The organism is Pseudomonas sp. UYIF39, from assembly GCF_029963765.1.
In the GTDB taxonomy this organism is placed as follows: Bacteria; Pseudomonadota; Gammaproteobacteria; order Pseudomonadales; family Pseudomonadaceae; genus Aquipseudomonas.
Window position 1 is genome coordinate 1 of the sequence record NZ_JALBYU010000003.1, and the last position, 17,883, is coordinate 17,883.

Below are 17,883 nucleotides of genomic sequence, written 5' to 3' on the forward strand. Positions count from 1 at the left end.
CGGCAAAAACCGAAGAAAACCTTAAAACCGTGTCCGGGATCAGTTGACCACTACAAGTCAGTGCAATTACCGTGGTGTCAGCGGAGCTGGAAAAGTGGCCCCAGCCAGTGGTGAGATGAACTAGGCTTGCCGCAATCTCACTCAAGGACGATAGCCATGTCAGATAGCCCAGAAAGCAAGATCGCTACGGCGGACGCACTGACACTGCTGCTCCATAATCAACATGCGTTAGCCGCAGCGATTGAAGAAATAACTAAATTGCTCTCAGAGAACGGGGCAGGAAGTGTCGCCGACAACGCAGCAGCGGCATTGGGAACGCTGGACACAAATGCTCAAGGGATCACTGACGCAATCATGCGAATACGCCTTTGATCGCTGACAGCCAGAGAGCAGCAACCTACAATCTGTCCCGCTCGCCCGGTGTGGACAGTGCCCATTCTCGCTGGATGCAGTACGTCACGCCGGGTGAGCCCCATCATTATTTTTCCAGCTGATTCTGGATCGTCTGAAGAGTTGCACCCCGATTCGCGGCGGGGGCTAAGGCATCTGTGGAAAGTGGTCCTTAGTTTCTTACAAGTGTTCAGGCGGCTTGCCGTATAGCTTGAGAAGCTCATCCACTACATCGTTATCAGGAGACCTCCAGATATCTTCACTGCCTTTGTCCACCATCGCATTCGATGATCTCAAGTACACCCTGTATTTGCTGGTTAATACTCGGTCTGCTGGTGGTGATCGGTCCACCCGTCGATAATCCTTCTGCTCGGTTCCACACAGCCAGCCTCTGGATGTTAGGTGCCATTCCGTCCATTCGTCACTAGTTGGCATGTTGCACGCCTCTGGTTAACAACCTGCTAAGTTTCATGTGGGCCTCCTGTATATCCCAGATGCTACTGCTTACTGTGACATGGAGCTAGGCCTTGTCTTTGGGTGCGTAGTCACCGTAGGCGCACCCTAGCTGGGTCGTTCCTTGTTCCCGCTCCCGGCTGTACATGTCCGTCAGCGTCCACTTCAGCCGTTCGTGTTCAATCTTCAGGGCGGCCAGCTCCGTCGAGCTTTCCCGGTACATAACGATCATTCCAGCGATGGTTTTGTGGGCTCTACGCAAGTCTCGCCTTGTTGTCTCCAGCTCGGCACAAAGCAAATCACACTGGTGCTTGAGCATTTCCTCGCGGGAGGGCAATCCCAGTTCAAACCCGCTGTCGTCGATCAAATCGTCTTTCATCCCGCACGCACCGAATACTGTATATAAAAACAGTATACTGACATACGATACGGTTCAATCCGTGGGTGATGGGCGGCAATTCTCCCAAGGTAAAGGGCCATTTCGCTCCGCAGACTGATCAGGACAGGAAGAAGCGCTACCGAGGGAATCAGCCGTTGTAGCCAAGCATGCGGTGATTGTTTGCTGATACCGTTCGAGCAACGGTGGTTGGTACGACCGCTTAACCACATTGAGGCGAGCCTTTAATGCCTCACCGTCAGGATGACCGCACGCCAGAAGCCTTCCTACGCGCCCCATCGAACGGTGATACATCGGTTCAAGGACAGCCCAGCCCGGTATCGACTCGCTCATCACTTCCAACTCCCTGACCGCTGAACGTATACGCTTACGTTCCAACTTAGTTAGGCCTGGAGTGCTATTGAAGACGCTCAACCCTGTTACCGTGACCGGCTGAAAAGTAGCCTCATCAGTCTTGATGCCTTGCCCACGAACACGCATGTGGAGCTTCGTACGCTTCTGATGACAGCCTTTAGCAGCCAACATCCCAGTGATGGTCGAAACAATGCCGGAAAGCTCGCTCGACGATGGCTCGCGGCTACAGGAGATAGTGATATCGTCAGCAAATCGTGAATACTGGAAGCCTCGGTCCAAAAGGTCCTTTACGATCTTTGGTTCAACATCCCAGAAAACCAGGTTGGCGATGTAGCCACTCGTACTAGCCCCTTGGGGCGCACTCCCTTCACGAGTACAAATTGACGATAGCAGGGCCGCTACACTCGCTCCAAATCCGAACAGCCCGCGAAACAAGGCGTCCACTTGGCTTTCCAATATGGATGGGTAGAAGTTCCGGATATCTTGGAGGATGACGAACCTTGCTCCCGCATGCACGGTCGCATTGCTATGAATGCTCCTCGGGGACTTAAGGTCCCTTATGCCTCCGTGAAGATACGCGGGGAAGATAGCTTTGGATAACACCCGGTCAACGAGCTTTCGCTGAACCCGCTTGAGTGGCTCGTGAGCATCATAAGTATCTCGCTTCTTTCCTTTCTTCTCTTGAGGTACATGGCGGTACATTCGGTCAGCACGGATCGCAAGGCGCTCTAGCAGACGTTCGCTCTCGCCCAGCGCCAAGGCTAATGCCTGGATACTGTGAATAGGCTTGAAAGGGTACGTAGGAGCGTCCATATTCCGATCCCTAAAATGAAGAAAGGCCGATACTCAGATCGGCCTTTCAGAATTCGAATGATGTGATTTGTTGCGTCATGAGAGAACAACCTCAAGGAGTTTGCCTACAACCTCGCAGGCTCCGTCCCAGTACTCCTGCTTACGTTCCCATATCTCCAAAAGCACTTGGCGAATCAGAAGTCCCTCCACCGCATAGCGGATTCGTTTCAACCGACTGCTTCTTCCTTCGTTGCTATGAGAACGTTCACTATCAACTGTAACGCGGGTGTCTTGGATATTGTGCTTTTTCAGAATAGTCCGAGAACGGACTGCTTTCTTCTTACGCATGGTTGTAGCTCCTTCGCCGGCGAAATTGCCGCCGCCAAAGCATTCCGGGCCGAATGGAACTTCCAAGACACCACTACAAACCACAGTTCTGCTTATTGATATTGATTTATCAATATCGATAAGCCGTCGCCGCCACAAACTTCGTCACCGTAGAATTCATCCGTCAACACATGCCAATTGCGTAAACCGAACAGCTTTACGTTAACGAGGAACACTTCGCCAGCGCATAAAGCAAACGCTAACGCGGAACACCTCGATGACGCGCGGCCCAAGCACAGGACACACACATAGGACGACCTAGGGGACTGAGTCGTTGCGGAGAGGTAGCTTTGAAGAACACCAAAGCTGGTCAGTTTCCCGACCACCAACTGCAAGCCCAGAGAATATTCACCATGTTTAAAGAGCACCTGGACGGTACGCCCAGCGACTTCCTTATACCCCTCGCCAAGTCGCATGGCAATCAATTATGTCGATGTGCCATTAAGGGCTGAGAAAAGCGCGGAAGAACTTCGACTTTCCTCGCACCCCCCAAGGATGCTTGAATAAAACGATGCGACCTGAACGGCAACGATGGCGAGAGTAAAATGGTCAAGGTAAGATCGTCAGCACAGTGCACCACTTAGGTGTACTTAAACGCTGTCACACTTCGAGTTTTTTGACTGACAAATCCTTGTAGAATCAAGGATTTAGAGATAGGTGGTGCCCCCACCAGCCACACCCCGGCACACAATGTTCCCGCTGTGGCTGCTTCCTTCCGGATCTGACCAGGTTCACGGGTAATCGTTGCGGGGGGACCGATGGGATCACCATAACGACGCTCACCTGACGGCGAGCCGCGCCATTGTACCTGTCTGAGACGAAGTTACAACCGTTCGGGCGGATTAAAAAATATGTGCTGCTTCAAGGACATGCAAAGTCTGCGGGACACCGCAGTCCTGTAGCCGCTGGCGAAGCCTGCGTTCGGCTCGGGCCGCGTTCGGACGCAGCAGTCGAAAACCGTCGCACGCGGTTTACCTGAAAAACCGCGTTGCCTGATTTCACGACTGCTTCGCAGCCGAACGCAGCCTCGCAGGCTCGACAGCTGCTACAAGCGGACGCAGGCGGCTACAAGTCCTGCAACACCTCATCTGCCCTGCCACCCTCCTGCTGGATCACCAGGTGGATGAAGTGCAGCTTGGCGATCACTGCCGGCGGCAGGACGAACGGATAGAAATCCGGCTGCCCCATGCTGCGCGACAACTCATTAAGCATGCCGGCCAGTTCGATCCACGCATTGACGAACGACAGGAACGCCGCGCCGCCGGGATGCTGTGGATCATAGAGAGTACTTGGGGGAAACGGCTGATAGTCGAAATCCATCTCCCTGGCACTCATTCCGAACCCCAACGCCGTATCCACCGCATCCATCATGTGCAAGTAGTGAGCCCAGGTTTCGGCCCAATCCTCCCACGGGTGCATGGTCGCGTAGGCGCTGACGTAATGTTGCTGCCAGTCAAGCGGTGCGCCTTGCTGGTAATGCCGCTCGAGAGCGCCGGTGTAGCTGGCGCGTTCGTCGCCGAACAAGCCTCGGAACGGTTCCAGCCAATGGCTGTTGGCGATCAACCGATCCCAGTAGTAATGCCCGACTTCATGCCGAAAATGCCCGAGTAGCGTGCGATAAGGTTCGTGCATCTGCACCCGAATCTGCTCGCGATGGGCGTCGTCGGCTTCTTTGATATCGAGGGTGATCAGACCGTTAGAGTGACCGGTGGTCGGCGGCTTGCCTTCGAGGTCGACACCAATGAAATCGAAGGCCAGGCCAGCCTCTTCGTCAACGGTTTTGGAAATCACCTGCAAACCCAGGCTGACCAACTGTGCGACCAGTCGACGCTTGGCCGTTTCGACCTTGCGCCAGCGTTCGTGGTTTTCGGCAATCGACAGGTCGGGAATGGTGTGGTTCAGGCTACAAGCGATGCATAACGCATCGTGGTCATTGGCGGGGAGCAGCCAATTGCACGCGGCCGGGGAATCGAGGTTGGCGCAGCGGCGCAAGACACCGGCTTCGGGATCGGCGTCGAGCAACCAGGTATCAGCCTGCAAGCCGGGCTGCAGCGACGATAGGCGACTCTCCTCCGGTTGATACCCCAACGCTGCCGAACACGCCAGGCACTGGCTGTTGCGAAAAAACAGTGACTGCCCGCAGCGGCATTGCCAGACCTTGCTGTTGCGCGAGCTTTCGCCGATGAAGGGCGCGGCGATGCGTGTACTGAGCTGTTCGAAGAAGCGGTACATGGCGATCTCTCCCTGGGGCTTGCCAAGACTAGATCATTACTCGCGAATGATCGTTCCCACGCTCTCTGCGTAGGAACGATCACGACTAAACCGTGATGCCGTGCTTACTCAGAAACTCAACAAATGCCTCTTCATCCAGAACCTTCAATCCCAGCTCATTAGCCTTCGTCAACTTCGAACCGGCACCCGGTCCAGCGACCACACAATGGGTCTTGGCCGATACCGAGCCCGCCACCTTGGCACCGAGGCTTTCAAGTTTGTCCTTGGCGATGTCGCGGCTCATCAACTCCAGCGAACCGGTCAGCACCCAGGTCTGCCCGGCCAGCGGCAAGCCCTCAACGACTTTCTTCTCGCTCTGCCAGTGCATGCCAAATTCACGCAGCTGTTTCTCGGCGGCTTCAGCAATGTGGCGATTTTGCGCAACCGCAAAGAACTCGCGAACCGAAGTGGCCTGTTTTTCCGGCAGCGCCTGGCGCATATCCAGCCAGTCGGCGCTGAAAACCCCGTCAAGCGAACCAAACTTATCCGCCAGCTTCTGCGCCCCACCCGGCCCGACCGAAGGTATGTGCAGTTTGTCGAGGAAGCCACCCAACGTAGTGCTGGCGGCAAACTCGGCGCCCAACTCGCCCTGATCCTGAATCTGCATGCCGTGCTTGAGCAGATCCTTGATCACCTGCTGGTTATGCGCATCTTCAAAGAAGCTGTGAATCTCGTGAGCCACTTCCAGACCAACGTCCGGCAAATACGTGAGCACTTGCGGCAAGGCTTGCTGAACCCGCTCCAGCGAGCCGAGAGAACGCGCCAGCACCTTCGCCGTCTCTTCACCGACATCGGGAATCCCGAGGGCGTAGATAAAGCGTGCCAGGCTCGGCTGCTTGCTGTCTTCGATGGCGCTGAGCAAGTTCTTGCTCGACAACTCGGCAAAACCTTCCAGATCGACAATCTGCTCGAACGTCAGCGCGTACAAATCAGCCGGCGAACTCACCAGCCCTTCGTCCACCAGCTGCTCGACGCTCTTCTCGCCCAGGCCTTCGATGTCCATGGCGCGACGGGAGACAAAGTGAATGATTGCCTGCTTGAGTTGCGCACCGCAGGCCAGACGACCGACGCAGCGGTACACCGCGCCTTCGCTGACGGTCTCGCGACCTTTGCTGCGTTTGACCAGTTGCGTGCGCTCGACATGGGAACCGCAGACCGGGCATTTCTCGGGAATCTGTACTGGCCGTGCGTTGTCCGGACGGCGCTCGATGACCACTTGCACCACCTGCGGAATCACATCGCCGGCGCGGCGGATGATCACGGTGTCGCCAATCATCAGGCCCAGACGCGCCACTTCGTCCATGTTGTGCAACGTCGCGTTGGCCACAGTCACACCGGCCACCTTAACCGGCTTCAAGCGCGCCACGGGCGTCACCGCACCAGTGCGGCCAACCTGGAATTCCACGTCGAGCAACTCGGTGAGCTCTTCCATGGCCGGAAATTTGTGCGCGATCGCCCAGCGCGGTTCGCGCGCGCGGAAACCCAACTCACGCTGAGAGGCAATGCTGTTGACCTTGAACACCACGCCATCAATTTCGTAGGGCAGCGAATTTCGGCGTTCACCGATGTCGCGGTAGTAATCCAGGCATTCAACAATGCCGCGAGCCAGTTTCAACTCATGACTGATCGGCATGCCCCAGGCTTTGAGTTGCTGCAGGTTGCCAATGTGCGTGTCGGCAATATCGGCCGAAATCTGACCGATGCCGTAGCAGCAGAACTCCAGTGGACGGTTGGCCGTAATCTTCGAATCGAGCTGGCGCAAACTGCCCGCCGCCGCGTTGCGCGGATTGGCGAAGGTCTTGCCGCCGACTTCCAGCTGCGTGGCGTTGAGACGCTCAAAACCGGCCTTGGACATGAACACTTCGCCGCGCACTTCCAGGGTCGCCGGCCAGCCCGCGCCTTGCAGCTTGAGCGGAATGTTGCGCACGGTACGGACGTTGACGCTGATGTCTTCGCCCGTGGTGCCGTCGCCGCGAGTCGCGCCGCGTACCAGCACGCCGTCCTGATACAGCAAGCTGACCGCCAGGCCATCGAGCTTGGGTTCGCAGCTGTATTCCACCGCCGCCCCGCCGCCAAACAAGTCGCCGGCTGGCAGGTCGAGACCTTCAGTTACCCGGCGATCGAACTCGCGCATATCGGTTTCTTCGAAGGCGTTGCCGAGGCTGAGCATCGGTACCTCGTGACGCACCTGTGTGAACGCCGACAACGCCGCACTGCCGACGCGCTGGGTCGGCGAGTCGCTGGTGATCAGTTCGGGATGGGCCGCTTCGAGGGCCTTGAGCTCGTGGAACAACCGATCGTATTCGGCGTCCGGAATGCTCGGCTCGTCCAGCACGTGGTAGCGATAGTTGTGCTGATCCAGCTCAGCACGCAGCTCTAGAATGCGGTTTTTGGCGGCGGTCATGGGTGTTCTCTCATAAAGCAAAAGAGCAGCCGAGGCTGCTCAATCTATTTTGCTGATCGTCCCGCGCACGGCGCGGGAGCAACCTTTTGAATCAACGCTTCTGGGTCAGGGCGCGACGTTCGAATTCAACGATGCGCTGACGGTAATGCTCGATCGTCTGGGCGGTCAGCACGCTGCGCTGGTCGTCTTTCAGCTCGCCGTTCAGCTCCTGGGACAGTTTGCGCGCCGCGGCCACCATCACGTCGAAGGCTTGCTTCGGATGACGCGGACCTGGCAGACCGAGGAAGAAGCTCACTGCCGGCGTGCTGAAGTGGTCGATGTCGTCCAGATCGAAGACGCCCGGCTTGACCGCATTGGCCATCGAGAACAGGACTTCGCCGTTGCCAGCCATGCTTTCGTGGCGGTGGAAGATGTCCATCTCGCCGAAACGCAGACCGCTTTCCAGAATATTCTGCAACAACGCCGGACCTTTGAAGCCAGCAGCGTCGCGGCAGATCACGCTGATCACCAGCACTTCTTCGGCTTGCGGTTGTTCCTTGTCGCTGGCCGAACTCGAAGCCTTGGTGTCATCCGGGAAATCGTCGTCACGGCTGCTGAAGCTCGGGCCGCCGTCCAGATCCAGACTGAGGTTCATGTCGCCCTGGGAAGGCTCGCCATGGCCACGCTTGCCGCGCTTGGAACCCGACTCACGCGGCTCACGAGCAGACATGCTCACCGACGGCAGATCGTGCTCGTCCAGTTGCGGTTCTTTATGGGTATCCAGCACGCGGGGCGGGCCCAACAGCTCGGCACTGGTGTCCTCGTCCGGCAAGTTGGACAAACTTCGGTCAAGACGGAATTTCAGTTTCCCCTTACCGCCGCGCATGCGACGCCAGCCATCGAAAAGAATACCGGCAATGACAATAATGCCGATGACGATCAGCCACTCGCGCAGACCGATTTCCATGTAATCCCGTGCCTCTATAAAAAATGCTGAAAAATAAGAGGTTTACAACTCGTAAACCGCTTTAAAACGTGGCGCCAACTCTATGTTCTGACAGGCGTTTTGCCCACGCATACAATAAATTGACATTAAACTAGCACGACCAAAGGCAACTTTACACCGTCTGTCACAACGGCTTGCGCGAATATGTCGATTGGCCAGCAAGTCAGGGCGGGTAAATAGGTCCTACAACTCAAAAACACCTCCCCTACAAGCGCCGACTCAGGCATCCACCATCGCCATCGCCTCCTCGACATCCACTGCCACCAGACGCGAGCAACCCGGTTCGTGCATCGTCACCCCCATCAGTTGCTCGGCCATTTCCATGGCGATCTTGTTGTGGGTGATATAGATGAACTGCACCGTCTGCGACATCTCTTTGACCAGCCGTGCGTAGCGTCCAACGTTAGCGTCATCCAATGGTGCGTCAACTTCATCGAGCATGCAGAACGGCGCCGGATTCAACTTGAAGATGGCAAAAACCAGAGCCAAGGCAGTCAGGGCTTTTTCGCCACCGGAGAGCAAATGGATGGTGCTGTTCTTCTTTCCTGGCGGCTGCGCCATGATCGTTACCCCTGTATCGAGTAGATCTTCGCCCGTCAGTTCCAAATAGGCGCGTCCTCCACCGAAAACTTTTGGGAAAAGGGCCTGTAAACCGCCATTGATCTGATCAAAGGTATCTTTGAAGCGGTTTCGGGTTTCCTTGTCGATCTTGCGAATCACGTTCTCGAGCGTGTCCAGTGCTTCCACCAGATCATCGTTCTGCGCATCCAGATAACGTTTACGCTCGGATTGTTGCTGGTATTCGTCGATGGCCGCCAGGTTGATCGCACCGAGGCGCTGAATCCGCGCGGCAATGCGTTCGAGTTCTTCTTCGGCGTCTTTCTCGTTGGCCTCGGCCACCAGCGTTGCGAGTACGCCGTGAAGGTCGTAGCCGTCTTCCAGCAATTGATCTTCGAGCGCCTTGCGGCGCACGGTCAGGGCTTGCCATTCCATGCGCTGGGTTTCCATCTGGCCGCGAATCAACTGCGATTGCTGCTCGGCCTGGTTGCGACGTTTTTCCGCATCACGCAATTCACGGTCAGCGTCTTCCAGAGCGATCTGCGCAGTCTTGAGTTCTTCGTCGACGGTCATGCGTTTGTCGAGCAACTCTTCGAGTTTGAGGCGCAACTCTTCCAGCGGAGCCTCCCCCTCCTCCAGGTTGAGGCTGAGCTGTTCGCGCTTCTCGGTCAGGCGCTCGGATTGCATTTCCAGACGTTCCAGCGCTTGACGTGTGGAATCGTGCTGGGCCTTGAGCGAACCCAGACGCACCGCCAGTTGATGGGCGTGATCCTTGTGCTGCCGGGCTTCCTGCCGCACCCGATCGAGTCGCTCGCGCAAGCTGTCGCGCTGAGCCAGCAGCAACTCGCGCTGCTCGGTGTCCAGCGCCATGCTGTCGAGGGCTTCCTGCAATTGCAGACGCGCCTCGCCGATATTTTCGTGTTCCAGAGCGCGTTGTTCAGCCAACTCGGTGAGTTCTTCGTCCAGGCGTGTACGGCGCAAGGTCAGTTGTTCGGCCTTGGCTTTACCGGCGGACAACTGGGCTTTCAACTCACCTTGCTGACGGGCTTCGTCTTGCAGCAGACGGCGCAGATGTTCGCGGCCGTTTTCCTGCTGACGCTGTTGCGCCCGCAGGTTTTGTAATTGGGTTTCCAGGGTTTCGACCGTGGCTTCGCGCTCTTCGCGCTCAAGGCCCAGACGCTGGATTTCCTGACCCCGGGCGAGCACACCGCTTTCCGCTTCGCTGGCCCGACGCACGCGCAAGAAGTGCCGACCGACCCAATAACCATCGCGGCTGATCAGACTTTCGCCGGCCGCCAATTGACCACGCAAGGCCAAAGCCTGTTCAAGACTGTCGACCGGTTTAACCTGCCCCAACCATGGCGCCAGATCGATCTGCGCTTCAACTTTATCAAGCAGGCTGCCGGGCACGCGCACGCCATCAGTGGCCGGGCTGAGCAAGCGCAAATCGCCTTGGGCAAAACCGGCCAGATCGAAATCGCCGAAGTCATCCACCAGCACCGCTTGCAGGTCGGCGCCGAGCACGGTTTCCACCGCCAGCTCCCAACCGGCTTCGACTTTCAGGCCTTCGGCCAGACGCGGACGATCCGCCAAATGTTGTTCGCGCAGCCATTCAGCGGTGCCGGTGCCCGGATCGAGCGCGGCTTGCTGCAAGGCCTCAAGGGAGGCGAGGCGACCGTTCAGACGCTGCAAATCACCCTGAGCCTGTTGCTGATTTTGCAGCGCTAATTGCAATTCCTGACGCAGTTGCTCGAGGCGTTCGACCTGGGCTTCTTCGCTGGCCTGCAAATCTTCGAGGGTCGCTTCACTCGCGGCCAGTTGCTCGCTGAGTTCCATGATTGCAGCGTCTTCCGGGTCCGCCGAGAGCAACGTGCGCTCCTCGCCAAGACGCTTCTGACGATCGGCCAGCCGCTCCATGCTGGTTTCCAGCTGCTGGATGCGCGACTGCTGAACTTCGGACTGGCGACGCGGCTCGGCGGCCGTCAGGTTGAACGTGTCCCATTGCTCCTGCCAGCCGTGCATGGTGGTTTCGGATTCTTCCAGCGCCGCGGCAGCCTCTTCGGCGGCGGCGCTGGTGACTTCCTGTTCGGGGGTGAGCATGTCCAGCTCTTCACCCAGGGTCAGCAGCAAGGTGCGGTCATGACCCAAGTGAGACTCGGTTTCCAGTCGCGCGCGCTCGGCTTCTTTCAGGTCGTCCTGTAATTGGCGCAAACGCTGCTGACCGTGCTGGATGCTCTGCTCGACCCGGGCGATGTCGCCGCCGACCGAATAGAAGCGCCCCTGCACCAGATTGAATCGTTCGGACAGGTCGTGGTGCCCGTCCCGCAAGCGTTCGATAGCCGCATCGGCGTTGCGCTGCTCGGCCACCAGCGCTTCGAAGGTGACTTCCTGATTGCCGATGATCGCTTCGCGCTGACCGACCTGCTCATTCAAAGCCTGCCAGCGCAGGGCCGATAGTTGGGCCTTGAGCTGACGCTCCTCGCCCTTGTATTCCTGATACTTCTTGGCGGCCTCGGCCTGGCGGTACAAGCGTTCGAGCTGACGCTCAAGCTCTTCGCGCAGGTCGGTCAGGCGGGCCAGGTTTTCGTGGGTGCGGCGAATGCGGTTTTCAGTCTCGCGCCGGCGCTCCTTGTACTTGGAAATACCCGCCGCTTCTTCGATGAAGTTGCGCAAGTCTTCGGGCTTTGACTCGATCAGCTTGGAGATCATCCCCTGCTCGATAATCGAATAGCTGCGCGGGCCCAGGCCTGTACCCAGAAAGATGTCGGTGATATCGCGGCGGCGGCATTTGGTGCCGTTGAGGTAGTAAGTGGTCTGGCTGTCGCGGGTCACTTTGCGGCGAATGGAAATTTCCGCGTAGGCCGCGTATTCGCCAAGCAGGGTGCCGTCGGAGTTATCGAACACCAGCTCGATGCTCGCCTGGCTCACCGGTTTACGGCTGGTCGAACCGTTGAAGATGACGTCGGTCATCGACTCGCCGCGCAGGTTCTTGGCCGAACTCTCGCCCATCACCCAGCGGACGGCGTCGATGATGTTCGACTTGCCGCAACCATTGGGCCCGACCACCGCCGCCATGTTACTGGGGAAGTTCACCGTGGTCGGGTCGACGAAGGATTTGAACCCCGCCAGTTTGATGCACTTTAGCCGCACGCTTAAGCGTCCGTCAGGGCAGAAACCACCAGATCGCAGCTGCGCTGGGCATATGCCGTCAGCACGATGCGGATCTGCGGAAAGTCACGGGCCAGCACGGCGGCGAGCAAGCGTTCGAACAGTTCGAGGAACTCGCTCATTGAGGCCTTGCGCTGTTCCAGGGCGAGAAAATACGCGCGGCTCATGGCCGGCTGCAGATTCTCGACGGTTTCCTGCAAGTACGGGTTGTTGGCGAACGGGTACGCGGCGCGCATCACACTGAAGCTGTCGTCGACGAAGGTGCGAATGTCCTGACGCTCGTAGCTGGCGGTCAGACGCTGCTGGATTTGCACGAATGGCGCCATGTCGGCCTGGACTTGCCAGCCGCTGGCCACTGCATTGCCCAGCAGAATGTAAAGCTCACTCATGAGCGTGCACAGGCTCTGGACCTTGTGGACCGTGAGCTCGGTCACGTGGGCGCCGCGTCGCGGCAGGATCGCGATCAGGTGGCGGCGTTCGAGGATCAGCAAGGCTTCACGGACCGAACCGCGGCTGACATTGAGGGCCAGTGTGACCTTCTGTTCCTGGATGCGCTCCCCGGGCTTCATTTCGCCACGAATGATGCGTTCGGCGAGGTGGTGAGCAATTTGCTCGGCGAGGCTGTCCGGCGCCTTGAACGTCATGGTTGTCCTTCAAACTCTTCGATTTGCACAAGCGGCGCAGTGTAGCGCACATGAAGGGTCATGGCGGAGTGCCCACTCGGCGGTTTTTGGCACGATTCAAGCAAAAAGCAGGCTATCCCGTGAGGGTCAATAATAAAGGAACGAGTCGTTGATCGACAAAACGCTATTTCCTGACCTTCAAGTCAGAAAATCATTGACCGCAAAGTCAGACCTGATAAATTCGGTTCAAGTCGGTTAACAACAATAATGAGTCTGCGAGGCCTTCCGTGATCCAGTTTTTACTTAACCAGGAACTCCGTAGCGAGCACGCCCTGGACCCAAACCTGACCGTGCTCAATTATCTGCGCGACCATGTGGGCAAACCCGGCACCAAAGAAGGCTGCGCCAGCGGTGACTGCGGCGCCTGTACCGTGGTGGTTGGCGAGCTGCAAACGGATGACGATGGCCGCGAACACATTCGCTATCGCAGCCTCAACTCGTGCCTGACGTTCGTTTCGTCATTGCACGGCAAACAATTGATCAGCGTTGAAGACCTCAAGCACCAAGGCGAGCTGCACAGCGTGCAGAAAGCCATGGTCGAGTGCCACGGCTCGCAATGCGGTTTTTGCACACCCGGCTTCGTGATGTCGCTGTTCGCGCTGCAAAAGAACAGCGATCAGCCGGATGCTCATAAAGCTCACGAAGCACTGGCCGGCAACCTCTGCCGCTGCACCGGCTATCGGCCGATTCTGGCTGCCGCCGAACAATCCTGCTGCGGCAAGCAAACAGACCAGTTCGATGCGCGTGAAGCCGACACCATCGCTCGCCTGAAGGCCATCGCCCCTACCGACATCGGCGAACTCAACAGTGGCGACAAGCGCTGCCTGGTGCCGTTGACCGTTGCCGATCTGGCTGACCTTTACGACGCTTATCCACAAGCCCGCCTGCTGGCCGGCGGTACGGATCTGGCGCTGGAAGTCACGCAGTTCCACCGCACCCTGCCGGTGATGATTTACGTCGGCAACGTCGCCGAGATGAAACGCATCGAACGTTTCGATGATCGCCTGGAAATCGGTGCCGCCACCGCACTCTCCGATTGCTATGAAGCGTTGAAAGCCGAGTACCCGGACTTCGGCGAATTGCTGCAACGCTTTGCTTCCCTGCAGATCCGCAACCAAGGCACCCTCGGCGGCAACATCGGCAACGCTTCGCCGATCGGTGACTCACCTCCCCTGCTGATTGCGTTGGGTGCACAGATCGTTTTGTGCAAGGGCGATACCCGCCGCACCATGGCCCTGGAAGACTACTTCATCGATTACCGGGTTACCGCACGTCAGGAAAGCGAGTTCATCGAAAAGATCATCGTGCCTCGCGCCAGAGCTGAACAACTGTTCCGCGCCTACAAGGTGTCGAAACGTCTGGACGATGACATTTCCGCTGTCTGCGCCGCGTTCAACCTGCGCATCGACAACGGCGTGATCGCCGACGCCCGCGTCGCCTTCGGCGGCATGGCGGCAACGCCAAAACGCGCCAAAAGCTGCGAAGCCATATTGCTCGGCGCCACCTGGAACAACGACACCGTCGAACGCGCCTGCGTCGCACTGGCCGAAGATTTCACGCCACTCTCGGACTTCCGCGCCAGCAAGGAATACCGCCTGCTTAGCGCCCAGAACCTGCTGCGTAAATACTTCATCGAACTGCAAACACCGCACATCGAGACTCGGGTGACCGCTTATGTCTAATCATCACGCCGTAGAGAAGACCCAGGCCGAACTGGCTGAACTGTTCGCCAAGGACCTGACCACCGGTGTCGGCCGCAGCGTCAAGCACGACAGCGCCGCCAAGCACGTGTCCGGTGAAGCGCAGTACATCGATGACCGGCTGGAATTTCCTAACCAGTTGCACGTTTACGCTCGGCTGTCGGACCGCGCTCACGCGAAAATCATCAGCATCGACACCCGGCCTTGTTACGCCTTCGACGGCGTACGCATCGCTATCACCCACGAAGACGTACCGGGCCTGAAAGACATCGGCCCATTGCTGCCGGGCGATCCGCTGCTGGCCATCGACGACGTGCAATTCGTCGGTCAACCGGTGCTCGCCGTCGCGGCGAAAGATCTGGAAACCGCGCGCAAAGCCGCCATGGCCGCGATCATCGAATACGAAGATCTCGAGCCGGTGCTGGACGTGGTTGAAGCCCTGCGCAAACGCCACTTCGTGCTCGACAGCCACACGCATCAGCGCGGTGATTCGGCCGGTGCCTTGGCCACCGCCGAGCATCGTATCCAGGGCACGTTGCACATTGGCGGCCAGGAACACTTCTATCTGGAAACCCAGATCTCTTCGGTGATGCCGACTGAAGACGGGGGCATGATCGTCTACTGCTCGACGCAGAACCCCACCGAAGTGCAGAAGCTCGTCGCCGAAGTGCTCGACGTGTCGATGAACAAAATCGTCGTCGACATGCGCCGCATGGGCGGTGGTTTCGGCGGTAAAGAAACCCAGGCTGCCAGTCCGGCGTGCCTCTGCGCAGTCATCGCCCACCTCACCGGCCAGCCGACAAAAATGCGCCTGCCGCGCGTCGAAGACATGTTGATGACCGGCAAGCGTCACCCGTTCTACGTCGAGTACGACGTCGGCTTCGACAGCACCGGCCGCCTGCACGGTATTGCCCTGGAGCTGGCCGGCAACTGCGGTTGCTCACCGGACTTATCGGCATCGATTGTCGACCGTGCGATGTTCCACGCCGATAACTCGTACTACCTGGGCGACGCGACCATCAACGGTCACCGCTGCAAGACCAACACCGCATCGAACACTGCTTACCGTGGTTTCGGTGGCCCGCAAGGCATGGTCGCCATTGAAGAAGTGATGGACGCGATTGCCCGCCATCTGGCCCTCGATCCGCTGGCCGTGCGCAAGGCCAACTACTATGGCAAGACCGAGCGCAACGTCACCCATTACTACCAGACCGTCGAGCACAATATGCTCGAGGAAATGACCGCCGAACTCGAAGAAAGCAGCCAGTACGCCGAGCGCCGCGAAGCGATTCGTCGCTACAACGCCAACAGCCCGATCCTGAAAAAAGGCCTGGCGCTGACCCCGGTGAAATTCGGTATTTCCTTCACTGCCAGCTTCCTCAACCAGGCCGGTGCGCTGATCCATATCTACACCGACGGCAGCATCCACCTGAACCATGGCGGCACCGAAATGGGCCAAGGCCTGAACACCAAAGTCGCGCAGGTCGTGGCTGAAGTGTTCCAGGTGGAAATGGACCGCGTGCAGATCACCGCGACCAACACCGACAAGGTGCCGAACACCTCGCCGACCGCCGCTTCCAGCGGTGCCGACCTGAACGGTAAAGCCGCACAGAACGCGGCGGAAATCATCAAGAAACGCTTGGTTGAATTTGCCGCGCGGCAGTACAAGGTCAGCGAAGAAGACGTGGAATTCCACAACGGTCACGTGCGGGTTCGTGATCACATCCTGACGTTTGAATCGCTGATCCAGCAGGCGTATTTCGCTCAGGTTTCGCTGTCGAGCACTGGGTTCTACAAGACCCCGAAAATCTTCTACGACCGTAGCCAGGCGCGGGGCCGGCCGTTCTATTACTACGCCTTCGGCGCAGCGTGCTGCGAGGTGATCATCGACACCCTGACCGGTGAGTACAAAATGCTGCGCACCGACATCCTCCACGACGTCGGCGACTCACTGAACCCGGCGATCGACATCGGTCAGGTCGAGGGTGGTTTCATCCAGGGCATGGGGTGGCTGACCATGGAAGAACTGGTGTGGAACAACAAGGGCAAACTGATGACCAACGGCCCGGCCAGCTACAAGATCCCGGCGGTGGCGGACATGCCGCTGGACCTGCGGGTGAAGCTGGTGGAAAACCGCAAAAACCCGGAAGACACGGTGTTCCACTCCAAGGCCGTGGGCGAGCCGCCGTTCATGCTCGGCATCGCGGCGTGGTGTGCGATCAAGGACGCCGTGGCGAGCCTTGGCGACTACAAGCATCAACCGAAAATCGACGCACCGGCGACCCCGGAGCGGGTGCTGTGGGGCTGTGAGCAGATGCGTCAGTTGAAGGTGGCGAAGGCTGCCGAGGCTGAGCCGGAGTTGGCTTCGCTTTAAGGACCGAGGCGCGGCCATTCGCGAGCAGGCTCGCTCCCACAAGGATCGCGCTGAACCTGTGGGAGCGAGCCTGCTCGCGAAGAGGCCCGAACAGACAACAAAGATGTCGAGGTGAAACATGTACAACTGGATCGACGCCCTCGCCGACCTGCAATCCCAGGGTGAACCCTGCGTGTTGGTGACCATCATCGAAGAGCTCGGCTCGACGCCGCGTAACGCCGGCTCGAAGATGGTCATCAGCGCCAGCCAGACCTTCGACACCATCGGTGGCGGGCATCTGGAATACAAGGCCATGCAGATCGGTCGCGAGATGCTGGCCAGCGGTAAGCAGGACACCCACCTTGAGCGCTTCAGCCTCGGCGCCAGCCTGGGTCAGTGCTGCGGCGGCGTGACGGTGTTGCTGTTCGAACCGATGGGTCAGGTCCAGGCGCAGATCGCCGTGTTCGGTGCCGGCCACGTCGGCCGGGCGCTGGTGCCGCTGCTCGCCAGCCTGCCCTGCCGGGTGCGCTGGATCGATTCGCGGGAAGCCGAATTCCCGGAACAGATCCCCCACGGTGTCCGTAAAATCGTCACCGAAGAACCGGTGGACGAAATCGACGACCTGCCCGCCGGCAGCTACTGCATCGTCATGACCCACAATCACCAGCTCGACCTCCAACTCACCGCCGCGATCCTCAAGCGCAACGACTTCGCCTACTTCGGCCTCATCGGTTCGAAGACCAAACGGGTGAAGTTCGAACACCGCTTGCGTGACCGTGGATTCGACAGCGCCGTGCTGCAACGCATGCGCTGCCCGATGGGCATCGGCGAAGTCAAAGGCAAGTTGCCTGTGGAAATCGCCATCTCCATCGCCGGCGAAATCATCGCCACCTATAACGCCAATTTCGGCCAGCACACCGCCAGCGCCGGATCATCGATCGCCAAACTGCTGCCTGCTTCACGCCGCAGCCAAGCCACGAATTGAGAA

At 58.5% G+C, this 17,883-nt stretch carries 12 protein-coding genes and 1 other RNA gene; 4 read left to right on the plus strand and 9 right to left on the minus strand.

What is annotated here, in order from left to right:
* The first annotated feature begins 156 nt into the window (after positions 1-156).
* A complete protein-coding gene (locus MO767_RS04890; protein ID WP_282479623.1) occupies positions 157-372 on the plus strand; it encodes a hypothetical protein in 216 nt (71 codons plus the stop codon).
* Positions 373-910: 538 nt separating this feature from the next.
* On the opposite strand, the gene MO767_RS04895 is transcribed toward MO767_RS04890, so the two are convergent.
* The 9 genes from MO767_RS04895 to MO767_RS04935 all read right to left on the minus strand — a co-directional run bounded on the left by MO767_RS04895 (position 911) and on the right by MO767_RS04935 (position 12,803).
* Positions 911-1,222 carry a hypothetical protein gene (locus tag MO767_RS04895; protein ID WP_282479624.1) on the minus strand — a complete coding sequence of 104 codons (312 nt, stop codon included), beginning with the start codon at positions 1,220-1,222 and terminating at the stop codon, positions 911-913.
* Positions 1,223-1,276: 54 nt separating this feature from the next.
* Positions 1,277-2,407: a reverse transcriptase family protein gene (locus tag MO767_RS04900; RefSeq protein ID WP_282479625.1), complete on the minus strand. Its 1,131-nt coding sequence runs from the start codon at positions 2,405-2,407 to the stop codon at positions 1,277-1,279.
* 75 nt (positions 2,408-2,482) lie between these two features.
* The gene (locus MO767_RS04905) at positions 2,483-2,734 is read right to left on the minus strand and encodes a hypothetical protein (protein WP_130211607.1); all 252 of its coding nucleotides are present in this window, start codon (positions 2,732-2,734) and stop codon (positions 2,483-2,485) included.
* A 703-nt stretch (positions 2,735-3,437) separates the two neighbouring features.
* Positions 3,438-3,534: signal recognition particle sRNA small type (gene ffs / locus MO767_RS04910), an RNA gene on the minus strand.
* Positions 3,535-3,838: 304 nt separating this feature from the next.
* Complete coding sequence (locus tag MO767_RS04915; RefSeq protein WP_282479626.1) at positions 3,839-5,005, minus strand: putative zinc-binding metallopeptidase; 1,167 nt, start codon at positions 5,003-5,005, stop codon at positions 3,839-3,841.
* Positions 5,006-5,090: 85 nt separating this feature from the next.
* Complete coding sequence (gene ligA / locus MO767_RS04920; protein WP_282479627.1) at positions 5,091-7,448, minus strand: NAD-dependent DNA ligase LigA; 2,358 nt, start codon at positions 7,446-7,448, stop codon at positions 5,091-5,093.
* A 91-nt stretch (positions 7,449-7,539) separates the two neighbouring features.
* Positions 7,540-8,394, minus strand: a complete 855-nt coding sequence (zipA, locus tag MO767_RS04925) for a cell division protein ZipA (protein ID WP_282479628.1) — start codon at positions 8,392-8,394, stop codon at positions 7,540-7,542.
* Between the two features lie 258 nt (positions 8,395-8,652).
* The gene (smc, locus tag MO767_RS04930; protein ID WP_282479629.1) at positions 8,653-12,141 is read right to left on the minus strand and encodes a chromosome segregation protein SMC; all 3,489 of its coding nucleotides are present in this window, start codon (positions 12,139-12,141) and stop codon (positions 8,653-8,655) included.
* A gap of 2 nt (positions 12,142-12,143) precedes the next feature.
* Positions 12,144-12,803: a GntR family transcriptional regulator gene (locus MO767_RS04935; RefSeq protein ID WP_134421778.1), complete on the minus strand. Its 660-nt coding sequence runs from the start codon at positions 12,801-12,803 to the stop codon at positions 12,144-12,146.
* Between the two features lie 266 nt (positions 12,804-13,069).
* Between MO767_RS04935 and xdhA the strand changes: the two genes are divergently transcribed.
* The 3 genes from xdhA (at position 13,070) to xdhC (ending at position 17,880) form a co-directional block, all read left to right on the plus strand.
* Positions 13,070-14,524 carry a xanthine dehydrogenase small subunit gene (xdhA, locus tag MO767_RS04940; RefSeq protein WP_282479630.1) on the plus strand — a complete coding sequence of 485 codons (1,455 nt, stop codon included), beginning with the start codon at positions 13,070-13,072 and terminating at the stop codon, positions 14,522-14,524.
* Positions 14,517-16,916, plus strand: coding sequence for a xanthine dehydrogenase molybdopterin binding subunit (gene xdhB, locus MO767_RS04945; protein ID WP_282479631.1), 2,400 nt, complete (start codon positions 14,517-14,519; stop codon positions 16,914-16,916). Before xdhA ends, xdhB begins: the two co-directional genes overlap by 8 nt.
* Positions 16,917-17,034: 118 nt before the next feature.
* Positions 17,035-17,880 carry a xanthine dehydrogenase accessory protein XdhC gene (xdhC, locus tag MO767_RS04950; protein WP_282479632.1) on the plus strand — a complete coding sequence of 282 codons (846 nt, stop codon included), beginning with the start codon at positions 17,035-17,037 and terminating at the stop codon, positions 17,878-17,880.
* Positions 17,881-17,883: the final 3 nt, after the last annotated feature.

Coding starts and splice junctions, on each gene's coding strand:
- MO767_RS04890 (WP_282479623.1), top strand. CDS start 157: ATGTCAGATAGCCCAGAAAGCAAGATCGCTACGGCGGACGCACTGACA.
- MO767_RS04895 (WP_282479624.1), bottom strand. CDS start 1,222: ATGAAAGACGATTTGATCGACGACAGCGGGTTTGAACTGGGATTGCCC.
- MO767_RS04900 (WP_282479625.1), bottom strand. CDS start 2,407: ATGGACGCTCCTACGTACCCTTTCAAGCCTATTCACAGTATCCAGGCA.
- MO767_RS04905 (WP_130211607.1), bottom strand. CDS start 2,734: ATGCGTAAGAAGAAAGCAGTCCGTTCTCGGACTATTCTGAAAAAGCAC.
- MO767_RS04915 (WP_282479626.1), bottom strand. CDS start 5,005: ATGTACCGCTTCTTCGAACAGCTCAGTACACGCATCGCCGCGCCCTTC.
- ligA (WP_282479627.1), bottom strand. CDS start 7,448: ATGACCGCCGCCAAAAACCGCATTCTAGAGCTGCGTGCTGAGCTGGAT.
- zipA (WP_282479628.1), bottom strand. CDS start 8,394: ATGGAAATCGGTCTGCGCGAGTGGCTGATCGTCATCGGCATTATTGTC.
- MO767_RS04935 (WP_134421778.1), bottom strand. CDS start 12,803: ATGACGTTCAAGGCGCCGGACAGCCTCGCCGAGCAAATTGCTCACCAC.
- xdhB (WP_282479631.1), top strand. CDS start 14,517: ATGTCTAATCATCACGCCGTAGAGAAGACCCAGGCCGAACTGGCTGAA.
- xdhC (WP_282479632.1), top strand. CDS start 17,035: ATGTACAACTGGATCGACGCCCTCGCCGACCTGCAATCCCAGGGTGAA.